General features: G+C 69.2%; 21 protein-coding genes. 17 read left to right on the top strand and 4 right to left on the bottom strand.

Annotation, left to right across the window (positions count from 1 at the left end):
- A partial coding sequence (gene boxB / locus BGO22_RS02535; RefSeq protein ID WP_286848710.1) for a benzoyl-CoA 2,3-epoxidase subunit BoxB occupies positions 1 to 1,017 on the top strand: 1,017 nt, incomplete at its 5' end.
- A gap of 135 nt (positions 1,018 to 1,152) precedes the next feature.
- Positions 1,153 to 2,430, top strand: coding sequence for a benzoyl-CoA 2,3-epoxidase subunit BoxA (gene boxA, locus BGO22_RS02530; protein ID WP_070397283.1), 1,278 nt, complete (start codon positions 1,153 to 1,155; stop codon positions 2,428 to 2,430).
- A 13-nt stretch (positions 2,431 to 2,443) separates the two neighbouring features.
- Here boxA and BGO22_RS02525 read toward each other — a convergent pair whose 3' ends face one another.
- Complete coding sequence (locus BGO22_RS02525) at positions 2,444 to 4,171, bottom strand: FG-GAP repeat protein (protein ID WP_286848705.1); 1,728 nt, start codon at positions 4,169 to 4,171, stop codon at positions 2,444 to 2,446.
- 234 nt (positions 4,172 to 4,405) lie between these two features.
- Here BGO22_RS02525 and BGO22_RS02520 point away from each other — a divergent pair, with 234 nt between their 5' ends.
- Genes BGO22_RS02520 through BGO22_RS02500 form a run of 5 tightly spaced genes read left to right on the top strand, consistent with a single transcriptional unit; the run spans position 4,406 to position 8,650 of the window.
- A complete protein-coding gene (locus BGO22_RS02520; RefSeq protein WP_070397285.1) occupies positions 4,406 to 5,038 on the top strand; it encodes a DUF3305 domain-containing protein in 633 nt (210 codons plus the stop codon).
- 1 nt (position 5,039) lies between these two features.
- Positions 5,040 to 5,660, top strand: coding sequence for a DUF3306 domain-containing protein (locus BGO22_RS02515; protein ID WP_070397286.1), 621 nt, complete (start codon positions 5,040 to 5,042; stop codon positions 5,658 to 5,660).
- A complete protein-coding gene (locus BGO22_RS02510; RefSeq protein ID WP_286848713.1) occupies positions 5,620 to 7,689 on the top strand; it encodes a 4Fe-4S binding protein in 2,070 nt (689 codons plus the stop codon). The genes BGO22_RS02515 and BGO22_RS02510 overlap by 41 nt, the downstream gene beginning before the upstream one ends.
- A gap of 11 nt (positions 7,690 to 7,700) precedes the next feature.
- Complete coding sequence (locus BGO22_RS02505) at positions 7,701 to 8,318, top strand: TorD/DmsD family molecular chaperone (protein WP_070397288.1); 618 nt, start codon at positions 7,701 to 7,703, stop codon at positions 8,316 to 8,318.
- A 26-nt stretch (positions 8,319 to 8,344) separates the two neighbouring features.
- On the top strand, positions 8,345 to 8,650 hold the full coding sequence (locus BGO22_RS02500) for a DUF1330 domain-containing protein (protein ID WP_070397289.1): 306 nt from the start codon (positions 8,345 to 8,347) through the stop codon (positions 8,648 to 8,650).
- A 22-nt stretch (positions 8,651 to 8,672) separates the two neighbouring features.
- Here BGO22_RS02500 and BGO22_RS02495 read toward each other — a convergent pair whose 3' ends face one another.
- The 3 genes from BGO22_RS02495 to BGO22_RS02485 form a co-directional block, all read right to left on the bottom strand.
- Positions 8,673 to 10,403: an FG-GAP repeat protein gene (locus tag BGO22_RS02495; RefSeq protein ID WP_083292862.1), complete on the bottom strand. Its 1,731-nt coding sequence runs from the start codon at positions 10,401 to 10,403 to the stop codon at positions 8,673 to 8,675.
- 120 nt (positions 10,404 to 10,523) lie between these two features.
- Positions 10,524 to 12,641 (bottom strand): sensor histidine kinase, encoded by a 2,118-nt coding sequence (locus BGO22_RS02490; protein WP_286848696.1) that lies wholly within the window; start codon positions 12,639 to 12,641, stop codon positions 10,524 to 10,526.
- Positions 12,629 to 14,002 (bottom strand): sigma-54-dependent transcriptional regulator, encoded by a 1,374-nt coding sequence (locus BGO22_RS02485; RefSeq protein ID WP_139146906.1) that lies wholly within the window; start codon positions 14,000 to 14,002, stop codon positions 12,629 to 12,631. Before BGO22_RS02485 ends, BGO22_RS02490 begins: the two co-directional genes overlap by 13 nt.
- A gap of 473 nt (positions 14,003 to 14,475) precedes the next feature.
- Between BGO22_RS02485 and BGO22_RS02480 the strand changes: the two genes are divergently transcribed.
- The 10 genes from BGO22_RS02480 to BGO22_RS02435 form a co-directional block, all read left to right on the top strand.
- A complete protein-coding gene (locus BGO22_RS02480; protein WP_070397292.1) occupies positions 14,476 to 14,706 on the top strand; it encodes a formate dehydrogenase in 231 nt (76 codons plus the stop codon).
- 90 nt (positions 14,707 to 14,796) lie between these two features.
- Positions 14,797 to 17,757 (top strand): formate dehydrogenase subunit alpha, encoded by a 2,961-nt coding sequence (locus tag BGO22_RS02475; RefSeq protein WP_070397293.1) that lies wholly within the window; start codon positions 14,797 to 14,799, stop codon positions 17,755 to 17,757.
- A gap of 10 nt (positions 17,758 to 17,767) precedes the next feature.
- The gene (fdh3B, locus tag BGO22_RS02470; protein ID WP_070397294.1) at positions 17,768 to 18,370 is read left to right on the top strand and encodes a formate dehydrogenase FDH3 subunit beta; all 603 of its coding nucleotides are present in this window, start codon (positions 17,768 to 17,770) and stop codon (positions 18,368 to 18,370) included.
- Positions 18,370 to 18,621, top strand: coding sequence for a hypothetical protein (locus BGO22_RS02465; RefSeq protein ID WP_070397295.1), 252 nt, complete (start codon positions 18,370 to 18,372; stop codon positions 18,619 to 18,621). Before fdh3B ends, BGO22_RS02465 begins: the two co-directional genes overlap by 1 nt.
- Before the next feature lie 11 nt (positions 18,622 to 18,632).
- The gene (locus tag BGO22_RS02460; protein ID WP_070397296.1) at positions 18,633 to 19,832 is read left to right on the top strand and encodes a formate dehydrogenase subunit gamma; all 1,200 of its coding nucleotides are present in this window, start codon (positions 18,633 to 18,635) and stop codon (positions 19,830 to 19,832) included.
- Positions 19,833 to 19,853: 21 nt separating this feature from the next.
- Positions 19,854 to 20,240 (top strand): hypothetical protein, encoded by a 387-nt coding sequence (locus BGO22_RS02455; RefSeq protein WP_070397297.1) that lies wholly within the window; start codon positions 19,854 to 19,856, stop codon positions 20,238 to 20,240.
- A gap of 97 nt (positions 20,241 to 20,337) precedes the next feature.
- On the top strand, positions 20,338 to 21,195 hold the full coding sequence (locus tag BGO22_RS02450) for a formate dehydrogenase accessory sulfurtransferase FdhD (protein ID WP_070397298.1): 858 nt from the start codon (positions 20,338 to 20,340) through the stop codon (positions 21,193 to 21,195).
- A 263-nt stretch (positions 21,196 to 21,458) separates the two neighbouring features.
- Positions 21,459 to 21,752: a hypothetical protein gene (locus BGO22_RS02445; protein ID WP_139146907.1), complete on the top strand. Its 294-nt coding sequence runs from the start codon at positions 21,459 to 21,461 to the stop codon at positions 21,750 to 21,752.
- Positions 21,753 to 21,817: 65 nt separating this feature from the next.
- On the top strand, positions 21,818 to 22,231 hold the full coding sequence (locus tag BGO22_RS02440) for a hypothetical protein (protein WP_139146908.1): 414 nt from the start codon (positions 21,818 to 21,820) through the stop codon (positions 22,229 to 22,231).
- A partial coding sequence (locus BGO22_RS02435) for a hypothetical protein (RefSeq protein WP_286848684.1) occupies positions 22,231 to 22,631 on the top strand: 401 nt, incomplete at its 3' end. The genes BGO22_RS02440 and BGO22_RS02435, both read left to right, overlap by 1 nt.

The following is a 22,631-nucleotide window of genomic DNA, read 5'->3' as shown; positions in this document are numbered from 1 at the left end:
AGCATGTACGACCTGCGCAACCTGTTCCAGATCAACGTGGAAGAGGGCCGCCACCTCTGGGCCATGGTCTACCTGCTGCACAAGCACTTCGGCCGCGACGGCCGCGAGGAGGCCGAGGCCCTGCTGCAGCGCCAGTCCGGCGACCAGGACAACCCGCGCATCCTGGGCGCGTTCAACGAGAAGACCCCCGACTGGCTGGCCTTCTTCATGTTCACCTACTTCACCGACCGCGACGGCAAGTTCCAGCTGTCGGCGCTGGCCGAGTCCGCCTTCGACCCGCTGGCCCGCACGACCAAGTTCATGCTGACCGAGGAAGCCCACCACATGTTCGTGGGCGAGAGCGGCGTGTCGCGCGTGCTGCAGCGCACCGCGCAGGTGATGAACGAGCTCAAGACCGACGACCCGGCCAAGGTGCGCGCCGCTGGCGCCATCGACCTCGGCACGGTGCAGCGCTACCTGAACTTCCACTACTCGGTCACCATCGACCTGTTCGGTGCCGACCAGTCGAGCAACGCCGCCATCTTCTACAGCTCGGGCCTCAAGGGCCGCTACGAAGAGGGCAAGCGCACCGACGACCACGTGCTCAAGGGCCAGACCTACAAGGTGCTCGAGGTGCAGAACGGCCAGCTCGTCGAGAAGGAAGTGCCCATGCTCAACGCGCTCAACGAGGTGCTGCGCGACGACTTCATCACCGATTCCGTGGCGGGCGTGAACCGCTGGAACAAGGTGCTGGAGAAGGCCGGCATCCCCACGCGACTGACCGTGCCGCACAAGGCCTTCAACCGCCAGATCGGCGCGCTCGCGGGCATCCGCCTGTCGCCCGAGGGCCGGGTCGTCAACGCAGCCGAATGGGAAGCGAAGAAAGCCGAATGGCTGCCCACGCCGGAAGACTTCGCCTTCGTGGCCTCGCTGATGGGCCGCGTGGTCGAGCCGGGCAAGTTCGCCAACTGGATCGCGCCGCCGGTGATGGGCATCAACCGCCAGCCCGTCGATTTCGAGTACGTCAGGTTCGGGTAAATCCCCCTGCGCGGCTTCGCCGCTCCCCCCTTAGAAAGGGGGGCGATGCCAGCGGCCCGGCAAAGCCGGCTCCGCGGCATCCCTGGTTTAGGCCCGGGCACTCCCACGGGCCTCGCCTTTTTCTGGAGTAGGTTTATGAACGCCCCTGTTGAACTCGCTGTCATCCAGCAGCACCTGATCGACCCCGAGATCTGCATCCGCTGCAACACCTGCGAGGCGACCTGCCCCGTGGGTGCGATCACGCACGACTCGAACAACTACGTGGTCGACGCGAGCAAGTGCAACCTGTGCATGGCCTGCGTGCCGCCGTGTCCCACGGGCTCGATCGACAACTGGCGCACCATGCCCAAGGCGCGCGCCTACTCCATCGAGGAGCAGTTCGGCTGGGAGTCGCTGCCCGCCGAGCTGCCGCCCGAGCAGCTGGCGGCCGCCGGCGCCGAGGCGCCCGTGGCCGACGCGCCCGCCCCGGCGCCCGCGCCCACCGCCGCCACGCTGGAGGACAAGTTCGTCGCCAGCCGCTATGGCGCCACGTTGCCGCCCTGGTCGGCCGCGCACGCCTTCACCAACCTCTACGGCCCCAAGGCCGCGCAGAAGACCATCACGGCCACCGTGGTCGGCAACCTGCGCGTCACCGACGTCGGCACCGAGTACGACACCCACCACATCGTGCTGGACTTCGGCGCCATGCCCTTCCCCGTGCTGGAAGGCCAGAGCATCGGCGTGGTGCCGCCGGGCACCGACGCCAAAGGCCGCCCCCACCACGCGCGCCAGTACAGCATCGCCAGCCCGCGCAACGGCGAGCGGCCGGGGCACAACAACCTCTCGCTCACCATCAAGCGCGTGCTGGAGGATTACGACGGCCAGCCGGTGCGCGGCGTGGCCAGCAACTTCATGTGCGACCTCAAGGTGGGCGACAAGGTCGAGGTGATCGGGCCCTTCGGTTCGAGCTTCCTCATGCCCAACCACCCGAAGAGCCACATCGTGATGATCTGCACCGGCACCGGCTCGGCGCCCATGCGCGCGATGACCGAGTGGCGCCGCCGCCTGCGCGCCTCGGGCAAGTTCGAGGGCGGCAAGCTCATGCTGTTCTTCGGCGCGCGCACGCAGCAGGAACTGCCGTACTTCGGCCCGCTGCAGAGCCTGCCCAAGGACTTCATCGACACCAACTTCGCCTTCAGCCGCACGCCGGGCCAGCCCAAGAAGTACGTGCAGGACGCCATGCGCGAGCGCGCGGCCGACCTCGCCGCGCTGCTGAAGGACCCGAACACCCACCTCTACGTCTGCGGCCTGAAGAGCATGGAAGAGGGCGTGGTGCTGGCGCTGCGCGACATCGCCACGGGCGCCGGGATGGACTGGGAGAGCGTGGGCGCCGCGCTGCAGCGCGAAGGCCGGCTGCACCTCGAAACCTACTGACGCCCGGCGGGGCTCAGTAGAGGTAGACCGCGCCGACGTCGCTGCCGGACCGGTCGGCCTGGTCACCCCCGATGCCGGGGCTGGCGTTGACCGCCGAAGGGCTGCCCGCGGCCAAGGCCACGCTGGGGGTCCCCACGCCGCCCTGGCCCGACAGGGCGAGGGTGGAACCGAAGCCGTCGCCGCGCAGCGTGTTCGACGGCTTGATGTAGGTCTGCTGCCGCCAACCCGACGCGGTGCGCCGCAAGAGATAGGCCGCGCCGCTCCAGGGGGCGCTGTTGTCGCCCTGGTCGGCCTGCAGGCCCCGTGCGGCGCTGCCCTCACCGGGGGCGCCCACCGCCAGCGTGTCGCCATCACCGGACATCGCCACGCTGGTGCCGAAGTTGTCGTCGGCGTCGGCGTTCGATGCCTTGACGTAGGCTGACTGGCGCCACTGGCCGCCCGGGCGGTCAAACAGGTACACGGCCCCGCTGCCCGTGGCGGCGTTGTTGTGGGGATCGCCATCGATGCCCCTCGCGCCGCTGGCCTCGTAGGGGCTGCCCACGGCCATGACCTGGCCATTGGCCGACAGCGCGATGGCACCGCCGAAGGCGGCGTTGCCCAAGGTGTTGGAGGCTTTCACGTAGGCCAGCTGACTCCAGCTGTCCCGGGCCCGGCCGAAGACGTACACCGCGCCGCTGCTCTGGGCGGTGTTGTCGTCGGGGTCGCCGCCCACGCCCGTGGCGGCGCTGGATTCGTTGATGGCGCCGATGGCCAGCGTCTGGCCGTCGGCCGACAGCGCCAACGCCGCGCCGAAGCCGTCGTCGGCGTCGGCGTTGGAGGCCTTGACGTAGGCCTGCTGCGTCCAGGCGCCGGCGGCGAGGGCGAAGACGTAGGCCGCGCCACTTCGGCGCCGGCTGTTGTTGTCGGCCCCATTGACGGTGCGGGCATCACCCGATTCGTCGGGCGCGCCCACGGCCAGGGTGGCGCCGTCGTCCGACAGCGCCACGCGCCAGCCGAACCGGTCGCCCGCATCGGCGTTCGGGGCCGCGACCCGGACCGGAAGGCCCCAGGCAGCGGCACCGCTCCCGCGCGTGAAGACAAAGGCGGTGCCGCTGTGGCCGACGCCGCTGCTGCCATTCGGCGCCCCCACCGCCAGTGTCCCGCCGTCGGACGACAAGGCCAGGCTGTGGCCGAACAGGTCGCCCGGTTCCGGCGCGGGGGGCGTCAGTCGGGACGCCTGCGCCCATTGGGCGCCTGTGCGCGCGAAGACGTAGACCGCGCCGCCGCTGCCCCGGCCCGACGCGCTGCCCGGTGCGCCGACGGCCAGGAACTGCCCGTCGGCCGACACGGCCACGCTCTGGCCGAAGTGGTCGTTGTCGGCGGGGGCGGCGGCTTTGACGTAGCCGATGGCCGGCACCAGTGTGTCGCTCACCCGCAGCGCCGCGGTGTCGACGCAGTCCTGGTCGTGGCAGACCTGCAGCCGGTAGCGCGCGTTCACGCGCTCGGGCAGAAAGACCTCGTGGTCGTATTGCGTGGTGTGGGCCGGCAGATCGGCGATGGGCGTGTAGCCCGAGGCGCCGTCGGGGTCCTCGAGCAGGCGGTAGCCGGTTTCGGCGGCCGCGTCGTTCCAACTGAAGTGGAAGGTCTTGATGGCGGTGGGCGCGAGCGCGAAGCCCAGGGTGGCGTCGCTGGGGAACCGGACGGTGGCGGACGAGGTCACGGCGCTGGAGCCGCCACCACAGGCCGCGAGGGCACTGGCCAACAGAAGCAGGGAAGCGCGGATTGCGCGGCGGGTGTCGGGTGTCATGTCGGAAGCGTCGGGCAGGGAAGCCCGCGATTGGATCGGCGATCCCACGCGGCATCCATACGGCCTAGGCAGTAGCTCCCGCACCCATCAGAGAAAGATGGGCCTTCGCCGTGGCACGGGCAAACCCCGTCGAGGCCCCGGACATCTCCTGGGGGGAGGCCGACGGATGGCGTACAGTCGTCGTTCCCTATGCATGCTGCCCATACGTCTCCCGTGCCGGCCCGGCAACGCCCCGTGATCGAGGTCGATGTCGTGATGCGCCGCGAGCCCGTTCAGGGGCCCATGGCGCGCTGGCAGCCCTGGCGCTGGGTGCTGGCTGACGTGGTGCTGAGCGCCGGACCCGACGAGGCCGCCCGGCTGGCGCCGGACGAGGCGCACCCGCCGCAGGCGGTCGAGCCCATCGATGCGGGCTCGGTGGCCGATGGCCGCCAGCACTGGCTGCACCCGCGCTTTCGCGTCGAGCTGTTCCGCGACGACGCGGAGGGCTACTTCCTCAACCTCAGCAGCCCCCGTCCCTGTTTCTGGGTCATGTGGCGCGCCGAGGGTGAGGCGCTGGTTGGGGGCGAGCCCATGGCCGTGCCCCTGATCGTGACCCTGAGTTACCACGACGCCGGCCGCTGGCTGGACGCGCAGGAGCGTGTGGACCAGGTGGCCGCGCCGCCCGAGGTGGTGGACTGGCTGCGCGCTTTCGTCGACGCGACCTACGTGCCCGAGCCGAAGCGGCGCCAGCGCCCCCAGAGCTTTCGGCCGCTGACGGACCGCTTCGGCCAGCCGGTGCGCGTGAGCACGGACAAGCCGCGCGGCGGCAACGGAGGCCATTGAGGTGGCGGACGAGGGCGGCGGCTTCCTCTCGCGCTGGTCGCGACGCAAGCAGGCGGTGCGCGAGGGCCAGGCGCTGCCGCCCGAGCCGACGGCCGCGCCTCAGGCCGCGCGCGTGGAGCCGGTGCCCGCGGCCCCGGGCGCATCGGCCCTGTCGGCCGCTTCGACCCTGCCGCCCGCCGACGCGCCGCGCGAAACCACCCCGTCGCCCACGCTGGACGACGTCGCCCGGCTCACACCCGAGGCCGACTTCAGCCGCTTCGTCGCGCCGGACGTCTCCAGCGAGGTGCGCAACGCCGCCGTGAAGAAGCTCTTCGCCGACCCGCACTTCAACGTGATGGACGGCCTGGACGTCTACATCGACGACTACAGCCTGCCCAGCCCGCTGTCCAAGGCCGACATGGCCCAGATGGTCGGCGCGCGCTTCCTCAAGCTGGTGGACGACCCGGAAGAAGACCGGGCGACGGCGCCGGCCAGCGAACCCACACCGAGCGGCGGACCCACCGCCGCCATCCCCGGCGGCCCTCCCGCCGACACGCCCCCCACCCACGATGACCACGCTGATCTGCAACTGCAACCAGACCATGCCCCTGGACCCGAAGGCCCTGGGCGCGGCGCTGGATGAAGACCTGACGACGCACACCACGCTGTGCCGGCGCGACGCGGCCGCGTTCCAGCGCGCCAGCCGCAGCGGCGACGAACTGGTGGTGGCCTGCACGCAGGAAAGCCGCCTGTTCACCGAGCTCTCGCAGCAGACCGAGGGCGCGGTGCCGCTGGACGTGCGCCCCATCCGTTTCGTGAACCTGCGCGAGACCGGTGGCTGGGGCCGCGAGGCCCAGGCCGCCACGCCCAAGATGGCCGCGCTGCTGGCGGCCGCGCGCCTGCCCGATCCCGAGCCCGTGCCCACGGTGAGCTACCAGAGCGAGGGCCGCCTGCTCATCGTCGGTCCGCTCGACGCCGCCGAGCGGATCGCCGCGCAGCTGGCCGATGCGCTCCAGGTCACCGTGTTCGCCCAGGGCGGGCGGGGCCAGCAGGCGCGCGCCTGGCCGGTGCTGGGCGGGCAACTGGGCGCCATGCGGGGCTGGCTCGGCGCCTTCGAGGTCGAGTGGTCCAGCACCAACCCCATCGACCTGGACCTGTGCACGCGCTGCAACGCCTGCGTGGCCGCCTGTCCCGAAGGCGCGATCGGCCTGGACTACCAGATCGACCTCGACCGTTGCCAGAACCACCGCGCCTGCGTGAAGGCCTGCGAGGCCGTGGGCGCCATCAACTTCCAGCGCGACGCCGTCCCGCACCGCGAGCGCTTCGACCTCGTGCTCGACCTGCGCGAGGCGCCCGCGTTCGTTCAGCACGCGCCCCCGCAGGGCTACTTCCACCTGCCCGGCGGCCTGCGCCACGACAAGGGCCTTGAGACCCTGGTCCGCCTGCGCGAGATGGTGGGCGAGTTCGAGAAGCCCAAGTTCTTCACCTACAACCACAAGCTCTGCGCCCACGGCCGCAACGAGACCGTGGGCTGCGACGCCTGCATAGCGGTCTGCTCGGCCCTGGCCATTCGCAGTGAGGTCGAGCGCCAGCAGATCGCCGTCAACCCCAATCTGTGCGTGGGCTGCGGCGCCTGCACCACCGTCTGCCCCACGGGCGCGCTGGGCTACGCCTACCCGCGCGCCAGCGAGCAGGGCACCCGGTTGCGCACCGTGCTGGCCACCTACGCCAAGGCCGGCGGCCGGGACGCGGCGCTGCTGCTGCACAGCCAGACCGCGGGCACCGAACTCATCGAGGCCCTGGGCCGCGAGGCCGTGCTGCGGCCCAAGGCCGTCAAGGGCGTGCCCGCGCGCGTGATCCCGTTGCCCTTGTGGCACACCGCCTCGGCCGGCCTGGACCTGTGGCTCAGCGCTTTCGCCTACGGCGCCTCGCAGGTCTGGGTGCTGATGACGGAGGAAGAGGCGCCGCAGTACCGCGAGGCCTTGCGCGAGCAGATGGCGGTGGCCCAGGCCATCGTGAGCGGCCTGGGTTACGCGGGCACGCACTTTCGCCTGATCGAGGCGCGCGACGCGGCCACGCTGGATGTGCAACTGGGCTCGCCGCCCGCGCAGGGCGTGAAGCGCCGCGCGAGCTACGCGGTGCAGCGCGAGAAGCGCGCCACCATGGAGCTCGCGCTCGACCACCTGCTGCAAGACAGCGCCGCGCACCCGCGCGCGGCGGAGGCCGTGGCCTTGCCTACGGCCTCGCTGTTCGGCGCGGTGAACGTGAACAAGGACGCCTGCACCCTGTGCCTGAGCTGCGTGAGCGCCTGCCCGGCCAACGCCCTGCTCGACAACGCCGAGCGACCGCAGCTGCGCTTCGTCGAGAAGAACTGCGTGCAGTGCGGCCTCTGCGCCACCACCTGCCCCGAGGACGCCATCAGCCTGCAGCCGCGCCTGCTGCTCACCGAGCAGCGCCGCCAGCCGCGCGTGCTCAACGAGGCCCAGCCCTACGCCTGCGTGCGTTGCGGCAAGCCCTTCGGCACGCTCAAGGGCGTGGAGCTGATGCTGGGCAAGCTGGCCGGCCACGCCATGTTCCAGGGCGAGGCGCTGGAGCGCCTGAAGATGTGCGGCGACTGCCGCGTGGTGGACATCTACAGCAACCCGAACGAATCGCGCATCACCGACCACTGAGACACGCCGCCATGATGGAACGCATCCCCGTCTCCTCCACGCTCGACGAAGAAACCGCACGCGCCGAGGTCTATGGCCTGCTGGCCGCGCTGTACTACGCGCCGCCCGGCGCCGAGCTGCTGAGCCAGCTGCGCGTGGCCGCCACCGAGGCGCCGGCGGCGGGCGCCTTTCTCGAAGAGCCCTGGCGCCAGGTCGTGGCGGCCGCGCGCGAGCGCGACGATGCGGCCATCGCCGACGAGTTCGACGCCCTGTTCGGCGGCGTGGGCAAGCCCGAGGTCCACCTGTTCGGTTCGCACTACCTCAGCGGCTTCCTGAACGAAAAGCCGCTGGCCCAGCTGCGCGGCGACCTGGCCGCGCTGGGCCTGGCGCGCGAAGAAAGCATGCCCGAGACCGAGGACCACGTGGCCTACGTGTTCGAGGTCATGCGCTACCTGATCGCCGGCGACGACGTCGAGGTGGCCAACCTCACGCGCCAGCGCGAGTTTTTCACGAAGCACGTGCAGACCTGGGTGCCGCAGCTGTGTGAGACCATCGCGGCCCAGCCCCGCGCCGGCTTCTACGCCGCGCTCGCGGGCTTCACGCAGGCCTTCATCGGGGTCGAGGCGCAGGGCTTCGACATGCTGGCCTGACCGGGATCACGCACACAGGAGCAGGCATGGCAGGCAAGGGCTATTGGATCGGTCGCGTCGACGTGGACGACCTGGAGCGCTACAAGCTGTACGTGGAGGCCAACGCGGCGCCGTTTCGCGAGTATGGCGCGAAGTTCCTGGTGCGCGGCGGGCGCTTCGAGTGCGTGGAGGGCGCCAGCCGCTCGCGCAACGTGGTGATCGAGTTTCCCTCGTACGAACAGGCCATGGCCTGTTATCGCTCGCCGGGCTACCAGGCCGCCATCGCGCTGCGCGCGCCGGTGTCGGTGATCGACCTGATCATCATCGAGGGCCACGAGGGCGCGCAGCCCTGAACGGGCGCGGGCGCGCTTCGACTCAATACAGGTAGACGGCGCCGACGTTCACACCCGAGGCATCGGTCTGGTCGCCGCCCACACCGGCCGTGGCGTTGTTCGCATAGGGGCAGGCCACCGCCAGGGCCTGGCCGTCGCCCGACAGGGCCAGCGCGGCGCCGAACTGGTACACGCTGTATTCCGCCGTGTTCGAGGGCTTGATGTACGCCTGTTGCCGCCAGCCCGTGGCGCTGTGCGTGAACAGGTAGGCCGCGCCGGTGTCGGGCGCGTTGTCGTTGCCCTGGTCGCCGCCGATGCCCCGTGCGTCACTGCTCTCGCTGATGGCGCCCACGGCCAGCGTCTGGCCATCGCTGGACAGGGCCAGGGTGGTGCCGAAGCGGTCGTTCGCGCCGGTGTTGGAGGCCTTGATGTAGGCGCGCTGGCCCCAGCTGGCGTTGTTCCGGGTGAAAACGTACGCCGCGCCGCTGAAGGTGGCGCCCGTGTTGCCTGGGTCGCCGTCGATGCCCGTTGCGGCGCTGCTGTCGTAGGGACTGCCGACCGCCAGGACCTGGCCGTCGGCCGACAAGGCCAGGGCTTCGCCGAAACCCGACAGGAGCAAGGGGTTGGGCGCCGACAGGAAGGCCTGTAGGCCCCAGACAAGCCCGTCGTGGGCGTAGACATGCACCGACCCGCTGGTGCCGCCACCCCCACCGGCCGGGGAGGGCATGCCGACGGCCAGGGTATGGCCGTCGGCCGACAGGGCGATCCGCCGGCCGAACTGATCGCCGATGTGGTTGGTGGAGGCCTTGAGGTAGGCCTGCTGGCTCCAGGCGTTGCCCTGGCGCGCGAAGACATAGGCCGCGCCGCTTTGCGGGCTGTTGTTGTCGTCGGGGGGATTGGCACCGGTGCCGCTGCCCGCTTCCTGATCCGCGCCCACTGCCAGCACGTCGCCCTGTGCGGACAGCGCGACGCTGCCACCGAAGGCATCGCCGCTGCTGGTGTTCAAGCCTGTGAGGCGTGTCTGCAGGGCCCAGGCCGCGCCCTGGCCCGTGTAGACGTAGACCGCGCCGCCATAGTTGGCCGTCTGGCTGTCGTGCGGCGCGCCCACGGCCAGGGTGTCGCCCGCGCTGGACAGGGCAAGGCTGTAGCCGAAGCCGTCGTTCGACTGAGGGATGGGGGCCTCCAGCCGGGCCTGTTGTCGCCAGGTGGTGCCGTCGCGCGCGAACAGGTAGACGGCGCCGCTGGCGCTGTTGAGGGAGTTGCCGCCTGGCGCTCCCACGGCCAGGGTCTGGCCATTCGGCGACAGCGCCATGCCCTGGCCGAACTGGGCGTCGCTGGCCGGATCGGAGGCCTTCACGTAGCCGATGGCCTCGACCAGTGGCCCGCTGGCGGTGACGGCGGCCGAGTCCACGCACGCCGACGCCTGGCAGGCCTGCAGGAGGTAGCGCGCGTTGATGCGCTCGGGCAGGAACACGGCGTGGTCGATCTGCGTGCTGCCGGCCGGTAGCGTGGCGATCAGGGTGTAGCCCGAGGTGCCGTCGGCGTCTTCGAGCAGCCGGTACTCGCTGGCCCCGGCCACGCCGGCCCAGCTGAAGTGAAAGGCCTTGATGGCGGTGGGCGTGAGGGCCAGGACCGGTGCCGTGAGGGCGGCCGCGGGGGGGAAGGCGACCGTGGCGGAGGACGGCGCGCCCCCGCCGTTGCCGCCGCAGGCCGACAGCAGGGCGGCGAGCGCGAACGCGGCGGCGCGGGCGGCAGTGAACAGGCGAACTTGCATGAACGCTTGGCGGTGGATGGCAGGCATGGCCATTGAAGCGGATGCCTTGTGGGCCCATCCATACCCCCGACGCAGTATTCACAGCGCCACTGGCCGCGGCTGGCGGGCCGCCGCCCGGCCTCAGCCCGGCAGGGGCCGGCCGTCGTTCGTCGGCGTGGCCGCGGGCGCGCGCGGTTCGGTGAACAGGCGCACGGTGAACACCGCGCCGCTCATGCCGTCGCCGCGGTTGGCCGCGGTGATGCGCCCGCCGTAGCGCTCCACAAGGCCCTGGCTGATCCACAGGCCCAGGCCGTTGCCGTCGTTCTTGGTGGTGAAGAAGGGGCGGAACAGGCGCTCGCGCGTGGCCTCGCTCAGGCCGGCGCCGCCGTCGATCACCTGCAGCTCGGCGCCGCCCTCCACGTCGCGCGTGACCAGGCGCAGGCGGCCGCCCCGGGGCATGGCCTGGATGGCGTTGATCAGCAGGTTGATGATGACCTGCTGCAGTTCCTGCCGGTTGATGCCCACGCCATGCGTGGCGCCGCGCTCGCGCTCCACCGCGATGTCGGTCTGCGACAGCAGGTGGCCCACCAGCACCAGGCAGTCGTCCACCGTGCGGTCCAGTGGCAGCGTGTCGACGTAGCCGGCGTATTCGGTGGGTCGCGCGTACTGCAGCAGCTGCGTGACGATGATGCGCATGCGCTCGACCTGCTGATCGAGCAGGCGCAGCTCGCCCTGAACCGGGTCGGTGGCGCGGCCCAGGGTGTCGCGGATGAGGTCCAGGTTGCCTTGCATCACCGCGATGGGGTTGTTGATCTCGTGCGCGATGCTGGCGGTGAGCTGGCCGATGGCGGCCAGCTTCTCGCTCTTGACGAGCTGCTCCTGCGCGAGCCTCAACGATGCGTTGCTGGCCTGCAGTTCGCGCGTGCGCTCGGCCACCTTGCGGTCGAGCTCGTCGGCCCAGCGCTGCAGGGCCTGGGTTTTCTCGTCGATGGTGTCGAGCAGCTGGTCGAGGTGGCCCGCGAGCGCGCCGAGCTCGTCGCGCGCGGGCAGCGGGCCCACGCGCGCGCCGCCCTGGCCCTGTTCCACGCGCTGCATGGTCAGGTTCATCTGCTGCACCGGCTGGAAGATGCTGCGCGCCCAGCGCAGCGAGAACCAGGCCGAGGCCGCCATCACGCCGCCGAAGATGAGGCCGATGAGCGCCAGCATGGCGTAGCGCACCAGGCGAAAGGGCGCCTCGGTGAAGCCCACGTAGAGCATGCCCACGCGCGCGCCGCTGGCGTCGGCCAGGGGCTCGTAGGCCGAGACGTACCAGTCGTTCACCACGAAGGCCAGGTCCAGCCAGGTGTGGCCCTCGCCGAGCACGGCGCCGCGCACCGCCTGCGATACGCGCGTGCCGATGGCCCGCCGGTCCTGGAACAGGCGCACGTTGGTGGTGATGCGCACGTCGTCGAGGAACAGCGTGGCCGTGCCCTGGCTGTCGAAGGGCAGGGAGCCGGCCGGGTAGACGATGCGGTTGATGTGGTCGATGAAATCCAGGTTCTGGTTGAGCAGCAGGCCGCCGCTCAGCAAGCCCAGGCGCCGGCCCTGCGCGTCGACCACGGGCAGCGTGGCCTGCGCGACCATGGCGCGGTCTTCGGCGCTGCGCTGCGTGGGCGTGGCATTGCGCGTGGGCACCAGGGGGATGTCCAGCCGCGACATCAGGTGCGGCGCCAGGGCGTGCAGCGCGGTGCGGTCGAGCACCAGCAGGCTGGCCTTGGCGCGGTCGCGCCGGGCCTGGATGGACCCCCCCAGCGCGGGCGGCTGCGGCAGCAGGCCGGCGCGCTGGTCCTGCAGGCTCAGGCCGGGCGGCGCGCCGCGCGCCAACGGCAGGCCGTCGTTGCCGTACAGCACGAGGAAGTCGAGCCCCAGCCGCTCGCGTTCGGCCGCCAGGTGCGCGGCGAGCGCGGCCCGTGCGTCGGGCGTGCCCGGGGCCAGTCCGTCGGCCAGCGCGCGCGAATCGGCCACGCCCTGGGTGCCCGAGCCGATCTCGATCAGCACCTGGTCGAAGTAGCCCCGCGCCACCGCCAGGTCGCTGCGCACCTTGGTGATGAGCAGGCGGTCGTAGGCCTGGTCGCTCCACACGGCCAGCGCCAGCACCAGCAGCGGAAAGGCCACCAGCAGCGGCAGCAGCGCCATGGCCAGCAGCTTGTTGCGCACCGAGCCCGCGAGCCAGCGCGGCGCGCGAAGCGCGGCGGGGGGGGATGTCTCTAGCTCGCCCATTCGGCCACGCGCCGCTCCAGGGTGCGGCGCGACACGCCCAGCAACTGCGCGGCGCGGGTCTTGTCGCCCTGCACCGAGTCGAGCACGGAGAGGATGTGCATCTTCTCCAGCGTGTGCAGGTCGGTGGGGCGCTCGGCCGCCGGCGCCTCGGGTGCGCCGGGGTACAGCGCCGACACGTTGAGCGTGCCGAGGATGAGCGAGCGCTCGATCAGGTTGCGCAACTCGCGCACGTTGCCGGGCCAGTCGTACTGCTGCAGGAAGGCCATCTCGGCCTCGCTGATGCGCAGCGGCTCGGCGCCCAGCGTGGGCGCCAGCTGGCCCATGAAGTGCGCCACCAGCGCGGGGATGTCGGCCTTGTGCTCGCGCAGCGGCGGCAGCGCGAGCTCCACCACCTGCAGGCGAAAGTACAGGTCCTTGCGGAAGCGGCCGGCCGCGACCTCGGCGCTGAGCTGGCGGTTGGTGGCGGCGACGATGCGCAGGTTGAGCGGCACCAGCTGCTCGCTGCCCACGGGGCGCACCCGCAGGTCCTCGATGGCGCGCAGCAGCGTGGCCTGGATGGACAGCGGCAGCTCGGCGATCTCGTCCAGGAACAGGGTGCCGCCCTGGGCGTAGTGGAAGAGGCCGTCGCGCGCGCGCGTGGCGCCGGGAAAGGCGCCCTTGGCGTGGCCGAAGAGCTCGCTGGCGATGAGCTCGGGCGAGACGGCCGCGCAGTTCACGGGCACGAAGGGGCCGGCGGCGCGCGCGCCCCGCGCGTGCAGCTCGCGTGCGACCAGTTCCTTGCCGGTGCCCGATTCGCCCTGCAGCAACACGGTGCTGTCCACGCTGGCCACGCGGTCGAGGGAGTCGCGCAGGGCCGCCAGGGACGGCGAGTCGCCCACCAGCGCCGCGCGGTGCACGGTGGCGGGGCCCATGGCGCGGCGCAGCACGAAGTTCTCGCGCCGCAGGCGCGAGCGCTCGTGGCACTGTTTGATGGCGTTGAGGATCTGCGGAACGCGGAAGGGCTTGAGGATGAAGTCGGAGGCGCCGGCGCGCAGGGCTTCGATGGCGGTGTCGAGGTCGGCGAAGGCGGTGATGAGGATGACCTCGCCGGTGTAGCCCTGTTCGCGCAGCTCCTTGAGCCATTCGACGCCGCTCTTGCCGGGCAGGGAGATGTCGAGCACCACGAGGTCCACGTGGTGGCCGCGCAGCCACTCGGCGCCTTCTTCGGCGCTGGTGGCGCTCATGACGAAATGGCAGCGCGGGGCGAGCGTCTTGACCAGGAAGTTGAGCATGCCCTGTTCGTCGTCGACGACCAGGATGGACCAGTTGGGCCAACCATCCAGGGCGCGCTCGGGGCTTGTCGGGGGGGTGATCGTCTCCACCGTTCGATTCTATGAAGCAGGCATGGACGCACCGGTGCGCCGACCGGGCGCGGGACCTCGATGACCCACACGCCCGAGGCCCCGGAGCCTGATCGAATCACTCGGGCATAGGCGCCCCCGACCCTGCGCGGACCGGTGCGTGGGGCGCGACAAGTTGTCGCACTCGCTGGACAACATGGCGCAGGCAAAACCCCGAGTGGTCCTAAGTTCTGCGGGTTTGCCCGCGCTTTGGAGGGATGAATGGGCCTGTGCGGGCCGACATTGCGAGTGGTTCTCATCGATGGTGGCTGGCATGCTTATCGCTAGTCGAGGCGCCACCGCCGCTGGCCCACCTCGGCGCCCGCGCGAGGGTTTCGCGCCTTGGCCAGAGCGCTCATGCACAAGCTTGCATACCCCCAGGGGGCGAAGTAGATTCGCCTTATGCAAGGAGTCCACACGTCTGGTGTGTGGGCCCTGCACACCTGGAGACATGCATGAATGAGTCTTCCCGCTCCGGCCCGGCCGAGGGCCGTTCGCGCCTGAGCCGGCGCACCCTGTTCGCGGGTGCCGGCACCGCCGGTGCCGTGGCCGCCGTGGCCAGCGTGATGCCCGTTGTCCAAGCCCCCGAGAGCGCCGCCATCGAGCCCAAGCCCGCGCCCGAGCGCGGCGGGGGCTACACGCTCAGCGAGCACGTCAAGCACTACTACCGCACCACGCGCCTCTGATCCGGCGCGCGAGAAACAGAGCCTCCCCACGAACGTCCCGTCCGCCGCCCACTGCCCCACGGCATCCCGCGGCGCCCCAGGAGACACACCATGCTGCTGACCAAGAAATCCCCCTCCGCCGCCGGCCGTGGCACGCCGGCGCACGCCACCTTCGTGAACGCCTTGCAGCGCGGCCTGTCGTCCGCGCTGCCCACCATGGACCGCCGCGCCTTCCTGCGCCGCTCCGGTCTCGGGGTGGGCGTGGGCCTGGCCGCTTCGCAGCTCACCCTGGTGAAGAAGGCCCAGGCCGCCTCGGGCGGCTCGATCGACGGCACCGGCAAGATCGAGGTGCGCCGCACGGTGTGCACGCACTGCTCGGTGGGCTGCGCCAGCGACGCCATCGTGGAGAACGGCGTCTGGGTGCGGCAGGAGCCGGTGTTCGACTCGCCGATCAACCTGGGCGCGCACTGCGCCAAAGGCGCCTCGCTGCGCGAGCACGGCCACGGCGAATACCGCTTGCGCTACCCGATGAAGCTGGTCAACGGCAAGTACCAGCGCATCACCTGGGACGAGGCCTACGACGGCATCGTCAAGAAGATGAAGGCCCTGCGCGAGGCCAGCGGTCCGGACGCGGTGTACTTCGTCGGCTCGTCCAAGCACAGCAACGAGCAGGCCTACCTGATGCGCAAGTTCGTGAGCTTCTGGGGCACGAACAACTGCGACCACCAGGCGCGCATCTGCCACTCCACCACGGTGGCGGGCGTCGCGAACACCTGGGGCTATGGCGCGATGACCAACTCGTACAACGACATGCAGAACAGCAAGTGCGCGTTGTACATCGGCTCCAACGCGGCCGAGGCGCACCCGGTCTCGATGCTGCACATGCTGCATGCCAAGGAGAACGGCTGCAAGATGATCGTGGTCGACCCGCGCTTCACACGCACCGCGGCCAAGGCCGACGAGTACGTGCGCATCCGCTCGGGCACCGACATCCCCTTCCTCTTCGGTCTGCTGTACCACATCTTCAAGAACGGCTGGGAAGACAAGCGCTACATCAACGACCGTGTCTATGGCATGGAAGCGGTGAAGGCCGACGTGATGGCCAAGTGGACGCCCGACAAGGTGGAAGAGGCCTGCGGCGTCAAGGAAGAACAGATGGCGCGCGTGGCCGAGATGATGGCCAAGAACCGCCCGTCGACGCTGGTGTGGTGCATGGGCCAGACGCAGCACTCCATTGGCAACGCCATGGTGCGCGCCTCGTGCATCGTGCAACTGGCCCTGGGCAACATCGGCGTGAGCGGTGGTGGCGCGAACATCTTCCGTGGCCACGACAACGTGCAGGGCGCCACCGACGTGGGCCCCAACCCCGATTCGCTGCCGGGCTACTACGGCGTGGCGGCGGGCTCGTGGAAGCACTTCGCCAACGCCTGGGGCGTGGACTACGACTGGATCAAGTCGCAGTATGCCGAGGGCATGATGGAGAAGCCCGGCATCACCGTCTCGCGCTGGATCGATGGTGTGCTGGAGAAAAATGAGCTGATCGACCAGGGTCCGAACATCCGCGGCATGTTCTTCTGGGGCCACGCACCGAACTCGCAGACGCGCGGCCTGGAGATGAAGAAGGCCATGGACGCGCTGGACCTGCTGGTGGTGATCGACCCGTACCCCTCGGCCACCGCGTCGATGGCGGCGATGCCGAGCGACAAGATCAACCCCGAGCGCGAGGTCTACCTGTTGCCCGCGGCCACGCAGTTCGAGACCAGCGGCTCGTGCACCGCGTCCAACCGTTCCCTCCAGTGGCGCGAGAAGGTGATCGACCCGCTGTGGGAGAGCCGCAGCGACCACATGATCATGCATGAGCTGGCGCAGAAGCTGGGCTTCGCGGAGCAGCTCTCCAAGAACTACAAGATGCAGAAGATCAAGGGCCGCGAAGAGCCGATGCCCGAGGACATCCTGCGCGAAATCAACCGCTCGGTCTGGACCATCGGCTACACCGGCCAGAGCCCGGAGCGGCTGAAGGCCCACATGCGCCACATGGACGCCTTCGACGTGAAGACGCTCAAGGCCAAGGGCAAGGTGGTCGACAAGGAGACCGGCTATGACCTGTCGGGCGACTACTTCGGCCTGCCCTGGCCCTGCTTCGGCAACCCGGAGATCAAGCACCCCGGCTCGCCCAACCTGTACGACACCTCCAAGCACGTCATGGACGGCGGCGGCAACTTCCGCGCCAACTTCGGCGTGGAGCGCGATGGCGTGAACCTGCTGGCCGAGGACGGCTCGCATTCGCTGGGCGCCGAGATCACCACCGGCTACCCAGAGTTCGACCACGTGCTGCTCAAGAAGCTGGGCTGGTGGGACGACCTGAGCGCCGAGGAAAAGCAGAAGGCCGAAGGCAAGAACTGGAAAACCGATCCCTCGGGCGGCATCCAGCGCGTGTGCATGAAGCATGGCTGCCACCCCTTCGGCAACGCCAAGGCGCGCGCGGTGGTGTGGAACTTCCCGGACGCGATCCCGCAGCACCGCGAGCCCATCTACGGCACGCGCCCGGACCTCATCGCCAAGTACCCCAGCCACGACGACCAGAAGAACCGCTGGCGCCTGCCCATCCTCTACAAGTCGCTGCAGGCGAAGAACGTCGAGGACAAGCTGCCGGAGAAATTCCCGCTCATCATGTCCTCGGGCCGTCTGGTGGAGTACGAGGGCGGCGGCGAGGAGACGCGCTCCAACCCCTGGCTGGCCGAGCTGCAGCAGAACATGTTCGTCGAGATCAATCCGAAGGCGGCGACCGAGCGCGGCATCCGCCAGGGCGAGCAGGTCTGGGTGAGCACGCCCACCGGCGCGCGCATCAAGGTGATGGCGCTGGTGACCGAGCGCGTGGGCCCGGACACGGTGTGGCTGCCCTTCCACTTCTCGGGCCACTGGCAGGGCACCGACATGAAACCCTACTACCCCGATGGCGCTTTCCCCGTGGTGCGCGGCGAGGCGGTCAACACCGCCACCACCTACGGCTACGACATCGTGACGATGATGCAGGAAACCAAGACCACGATCTGCAACGTCGAGAAGGCTTGAGGAGAACACCATGGCACGAATGAAATTCATCTGTGACGCCGAGCGCTGCATCGAGTGCAACGGCTGCGTCACCGCCTGCAAGAACGAGCACGAGGTGCCCTGGGGCGTGAACCGCCGCCGCGTCATCACCCTCAACGACGGCGTGCCCGGCGAGAAGTCGATCTCGGTGGCCTGCATGCACTGCAGCGACGCGCCCTGCATGGCGGTCTGCCCGGTGAACTGCTTCTACCGCACCGACGAGGGGGTGGTGCTGCACGACAAGGACGTTTGCATCGGCTGCGGCTACTGCTCCTACGCCTGCCCCTTCGGCGCGCCGCAGTTCCCCTCGCAGGGCACCTTCGGCGTGCGCGGCAAGATGGACAAGTGCACTTTCTGCGCCGGCGGCCCCGAGGCCAACGGCAGTCAGGCCGAGTTCGAGAAGTACGGCCGCAACCGCCTGGCCGAAGGCAAGCTGCCGGCCTGCGCCGAGATGTGCTCCACCAAAGCCCTGCTGGCCGGCGACGGCGACACCGTGGCCGACATCTTCCGCACCCGCGTGATCACGCGCGGCAAGGGCGCGGAGGTGTGGGGCTGGGGCACGGCTTACGGCACCGCCGAAGGGAAAAAATCGTGATGAAACGCCTGACCCTCAGCTCTCTGGCGATGGTGGCCCTGCTGGGCCTGGCGGCCTGCGGCGAGAAGCCGCAGGAGATGAACGCCAACGGTGTAAAGCAGGACAACGCGGCCTACAGCGGCGTTGGACAAAGCCAGTACTCGCAACCGGGCTGGAAGGCCGGCGACAAGGGCAACTGGGAGCAGCAGCTCAAGGCGCGCGCCCAGTACGGCCAGAACGACTACGTGCGCATCGGCGCGCAGCAGAAGTAAAGGCGACGGCCATGCACAAGCAAGCAACCCCACGCTGGCGGGCCGGACTCGCGGCGCTGCTGCTGGGTCTGGGCGCGGTCTCGGCCTGGGCACAGGCGCCCAAGCCGGTGCCGGACGATCCCGCGCCGGCGAGCCAGCAGGCGGCGCCCGCGGGGCAGGGTGGCATCAAGAGCCAGAACATCTTCGATATCCGCCCCGACGCCGACACCGACCCGAACTACGCCGGCCAGAGCAACGCCGAGCGGCGCAAGGTGCAGCCCGGCAACAACGCGCCCATGTGGCACGACGTGAGCAAGGGCGTGACCGGCCAGACCATGCTGCCGTACCCCGAGTACGGCAACCTGATCCAGGGCTTCGTGCAGTACCCAGGCTCCAAGCTGACCACCGCCGGCGAGGCCTGGCGCCAGGTGCGCAACAACTGGATCATTCCCTATGGCGGCTCGCTGCTGCTGATCGTGCTGGTGGCGATTGCGCTGTTCTATTTCGCCAAGGGTTCGATCAAGCTGCACGGGCAGGAGACCGGTCGCAAGATCGAGCGCTTCACCTACTTCGAGCGCGCGGCGCACTGGGTCAACGCCATCGCCTTCGTCGCGCTGGCCGTCTCCGGCATCGTCATGGCCTTCGGCAAGTTCTTCCTGCTGCCCGTCATCGGCAGCACGCTGTTCGGCTGGCTCACCTACGCGCTGAAGAACCTGCACAACTTCGTCGGCCCGCTGTTCGCGGTGTCGCTGGTGGTGGTGATCTTCACCTTCATCAAGGACAACCTGCCCGCCAAGGGTGACCTGGTCTGGCTGCTCAAGGGCGGTGGCCTGCTCAGCGGCAAGGAAGTGCCCTCGCACCGCTTCAACGCGGGCGAGAAAGTGGTGTTCTGGGCTGGTGTGTTCTTCTTCGGCCTCGTCGTGGTGGGGTCCGGCCTGTTCCTGGACAAGCTGCTGCCGGCGGTGGAGTTCACGCGCGCCAACATGCAGGTGGCCCACATGATCCACGCCACGGCCGCGGCGCTGATGATGGCGCTGTTCCTGGGCCACATCTACCTGGGCACCATCGGCATGAAGGGCGCCTACAAGGCCATGAAGACCGGCTACGTGGACGAGACCTGGGCCAAGGAACACCACGCGCTGTGGTACGACGACATCAAGGCCGGCAAGATCCCCGCCCAGCGCACGGCGAACAAGCCCGAGGGCGCGTCCGGCCAGCCGGCGAAGGCCTGAGCGTTTCAGGAGACAGACCGCATGAGCATCCAGAAAATCGCCATCGCCGTGGGCCTGCTGGCCGCGGCCACCCTGGCCCAGGCCAAGCTGCCGGCACCGCCGCCGCCCACGCCCGAGGCCGCCGCCAAGGCCGACGAGGCCAAGGCCAAGGCCGCGTACAACACCAAGCTCGACGCCTACAAGCTGTGCAAGGCCATGGACAAGGCGGCGGCCAACTACTTCAAGACCACCGCAGGCGCGGGCAAGCAGCCCTCGGCGGGCGCGCCGGCCTGCACGGACCCGGGTCCCTTCTCCTACGTGCCGCCCAAGCCGGCCGAAGCGGCGGGCGCGCATTCGCCCGCGGCACCGGCGACCAGCCCGCCCAGCAACCAGGCGCCGGCCGGCGCGCCCACGCCCAAGAAGCCGTAAGCGCCGCGCGCCGCCGCCGGCCCCCATGCCCCCGCGCGGGGCAGCGCCAAAGGCCGCACCCCCGGGTGCCGGCCTTTTTCTTTAGTAGTCTCGCCCCATGCGCCTGCCCCAACTGACCGAGGCCCGTGCCCCGCTGACCGAGTCCATCGACGCGCTGGACGAGTTCGGCCAGCCCCGCGCCATCCACATCCCCGCCGAACGCGACCTGACGGTCTACGTCGACAAGCGCGAGCTGGTCACGCTCATGACCCTGGGCGCGCGGCCCGAGTGGCTCACGCTGGGCTACCTGCTCAACCAGCGGCTCATCGGCTCGGTGGACGACATACAGTCCATCACCGTCGACTGGGAGGTGAACGCCGCGAGCGTGAAAACCCGCCACGGCATCGCCCGCATCGAGGAGCGCACGGCCCGGCGGGTGGTGACCACCGGCTGCGGCCAGGGCAGCGTGTTCGGCGGGCTCATGGACGACCTGGACCGCATCCGGCTGCCCGAGGGGGTGCTGCGCCAGTCGCAGGTCTACGCCATCGTGGACGCGATCCGGGTGAAGGAGAGCACCTACAAATCGGCCGGCTCCGTGCACGCCTGCGCACTGTTCCGCGGCACCGAGCTGGCGCTGTTCGTGGAAGACGTGGGCCGCCACAACGCGGTGGACACCATCGCCGGCTGGCTGGCCCTTCAGGACGACGCGCCGCGCGCAGGCGGCGACACGCTCGACAAGGTCTTCTACACCACCGGCCGCCTGACCAGCGAGATGGTCATCAAGAGCGCCCAGATGGGCGTGGCGGCGGTGATCTCGCGCAGCGGCATCACGCAGATGGGCCTGCAGGTGGCGCGCCGCGTGGGCCTGTGCGCGGTGGGCCGGGCCACCAACAAGCACTTCCTGTGCTACGCCAACCCGCAGCGGCTGGTGTACGACGCGGTGCCGGCGGCGGCGCCGCAGCCCATGCGCGGCTGATCAGGCCGCGCGGCCCGATGGGCCACCTCGCGACTTACCACATGGACCAGGCCGCATACGGCGGCCTGTAGTCGCCTAACGGCGCGCGTATTGTCGGCCGCTGACTTGGCGAACTGATCCGCGAAGCCATGGGATGTGCAGTGGTGCCCGGCGCCTCACGGCAAACGACGATAGACGTATCAGATGCTGGACGTTACAAACCGACCACGTCCGGTGAAAGCCAACAGGCCTTTCAACCGCGACCGACAGGGAGGGGGAAACACATGAACGCATGGTGCGATGCCATGGCGCGTGTTGGCGCCGGCCGATTGATCGCGGGCGCTCAAAAGCCGATGGGTGAGTTCGGTGGCTGGGAAATGGCCTGGCGTGGGCTATGGCCCAACGGCTTGTCTTCGCTGGTGCTACCGGAGGTGGTGGATGAGGGAGGCCATCCGCTGGTGATCGGCGAGGGCGTACTCGCGTTGCCGCAGATGAACAGCTCGGGGATGGTGAGGAACCTGTGGGCAGCGATGAGCCTGTCGGGCACGCAGGTTGATGAGTTGGAGGCGGCGCTTTGAGGGCCCAACGCGCGTATGCGGAGCTATTCGAAAGTAATTCGAATGGAAATCTCAAGGAGAGAATAATGAGGAAATCAATTCAATTTGCCGTTATGGTGATTGTTTGTGCCATTTCGGCAGGGCAAGCAATGGCGGGCGAAGATAGAGCCTTCGAGGATGCGCGCTTGAAGCTGTGTAAAGAGTTGCGCGAAATGCTCGTGCAGAAGAACCAATGCTCTGGCGAGCAAGACTGCACCGCCCGACAACTACTGTTCTGCAGTCCGGCGAAAAGCGGGCTGAGCTTTCAATTGTGGGGTGTTCAGGACAAGGCCGCACATGCAGAGGCTATTGCCATCATTGGGCGTGAGTTCGCGCAGCAAGGCGGTCAAATGAATGCCAAACTTGTGGCGTATTCCAATGACAAGAAGACTTCGTTGGCCACATCATTCTGGGAAAAGAACAAGGTCATTCTGGAAGTTGATTTTCAAGGAGGAAAGTAATGTCCAGCATCGAACTGCGTGTGGATGTTGGTGGGGCAGATTGGATTCCTCACACCTTCATTGTAGTGACCGGGCCCGATGGTCTGGAGCGTGGTTATGGCTTTGCGCCAGCAGTCTCTGGACAACTGACCGGCGAGGGCAAGATATTTGATGACACTGCGCACGAGTATTCGTCTACGACAGGAAAAATCCCAATCGATGCTGAGGGGTGTCTGAGGCTGATGGAATATGTTGAGAAATCGACGAACAATCCGCCAGATTACTATCTTCCGTATGGTGCGCAATGTTCGAATTGGGCATTTCTCGCGCTGACGGAGGCAGGGATAGACGCGGCTGCGAGTCCGAACTTGGTGCCCGATTGGTTTTTGCGTGACGTTTTTGAGACCATTGTCTGGAACCC

Source organism: Hydrogenophaga sp. 70-12 (assembly GCF_001897365.1).
Taxonomy (GTDB): domain Bacteria; phylum Pseudomonadota; class Gammaproteobacteria; order Burkholderiales; family Burkholderiaceae_C; genus Hydrogenophaga; species Hydrogenophaga borbori.
This window is presented reverse-complemented; position numbering and strand designations above follow the sequence as displayed.

Coding starts and splice junctions, on each gene's coding strand:
- boxA (WP_070397283.1), top strand. CDS start 1,153: ATGAACGCCCCTGTTGAACTCGCTGTCATCCAGCAGCACCTGATCGAC.
- BGO22_RS02520 (WP_070397285.1), top strand. CDS start 4,406: ATGCATGCTGCCCATACGTCTCCCGTGCCGGCCCGGCAACGCCCCGTG.
- BGO22_RS02510 (WP_286848713.1), top strand. CDS start 5,620: ATGCCCCTGGACCCGAAGGCCCTGGGCGCGGCGCTGGATGAAGACCTG.
- BGO22_RS02505 (WP_070397288.1), top strand. CDS start 7,701: ATGATGGAACGCATCCCCGTCTCCTCCACGCTCGACGAAGAAACCGCA.
- BGO22_RS02500 (WP_070397289.1), top strand. CDS start 8,345: ATGGCAGGCAAGGGCTATTGGATCGGTCGCGTCGACGTGGACGACCTG.
- BGO22_RS02495 (WP_083292862.1), bottom strand. CDS start 10,403: ATGCAAGTTCGCCTGTTCACTGCCGCCCGCGCCGCCGCGTTCGCGCTC.
- BGO22_RS02490 (WP_286848696.1), bottom strand. CDS start 12,641: ATGGGCGAGCTAGAGACATCCCCCCCCGCCGCGCTTCGCGCGCCGCGC.
- BGO22_RS02480 (WP_070397292.1), top strand. CDS start 14,476: ATGAATGAGTCTTCCCGCTCCGGCCCGGCCGAGGGCCGTTCGCGCCTG.
- BGO22_RS02475 (WP_070397293.1), top strand. CDS start 14,797: ATGCTGCTGACCAAGAAATCCCCCTCCGCCGCCGGCCGTGGCACGCCG.
- fdh3B (WP_070397294.1), top strand. CDS start 17,768: ATGGCACGAATGAAATTCATCTGTGACGCCGAGCGCTGCATCGAGTGC.
- BGO22_RS02465 (WP_070397295.1), top strand. CDS start 18,370: ATGAAACGCCTGACCCTCAGCTCTCTGGCGATGGTGGCCCTGCTGGGC.
- BGO22_RS02460 (WP_070397296.1), top strand. CDS start 18,633: ATGCACAAGCAAGCAACCCCACGCTGGCGGGCCGGACTCGCGGCGCTG.
- BGO22_RS02455 (WP_070397297.1), top strand. CDS start 19,854: ATGAGCATCCAGAAAATCGCCATCGCCGTGGGCCTGCTGGCCGCGGCC.
- BGO22_RS02450 (WP_070397298.1), top strand. CDS start 20,338: ATGCGCCTGCCCCAACTGACCGAGGCCCGTGCCCCGCTGACCGAGTCC.
- BGO22_RS02445 (WP_139146907.1), top strand. CDS start 21,459: ATGAACGCATGGTGCGATGCCATGGCGCGTGTTGGCGCCGGCCGATTG.
- BGO22_RS02440 (WP_139146908.1), top strand. CDS start 21,818: ATGAGGAAATCAATTCAATTTGCCGTTATGGTGATTGTTTGTGCCATT.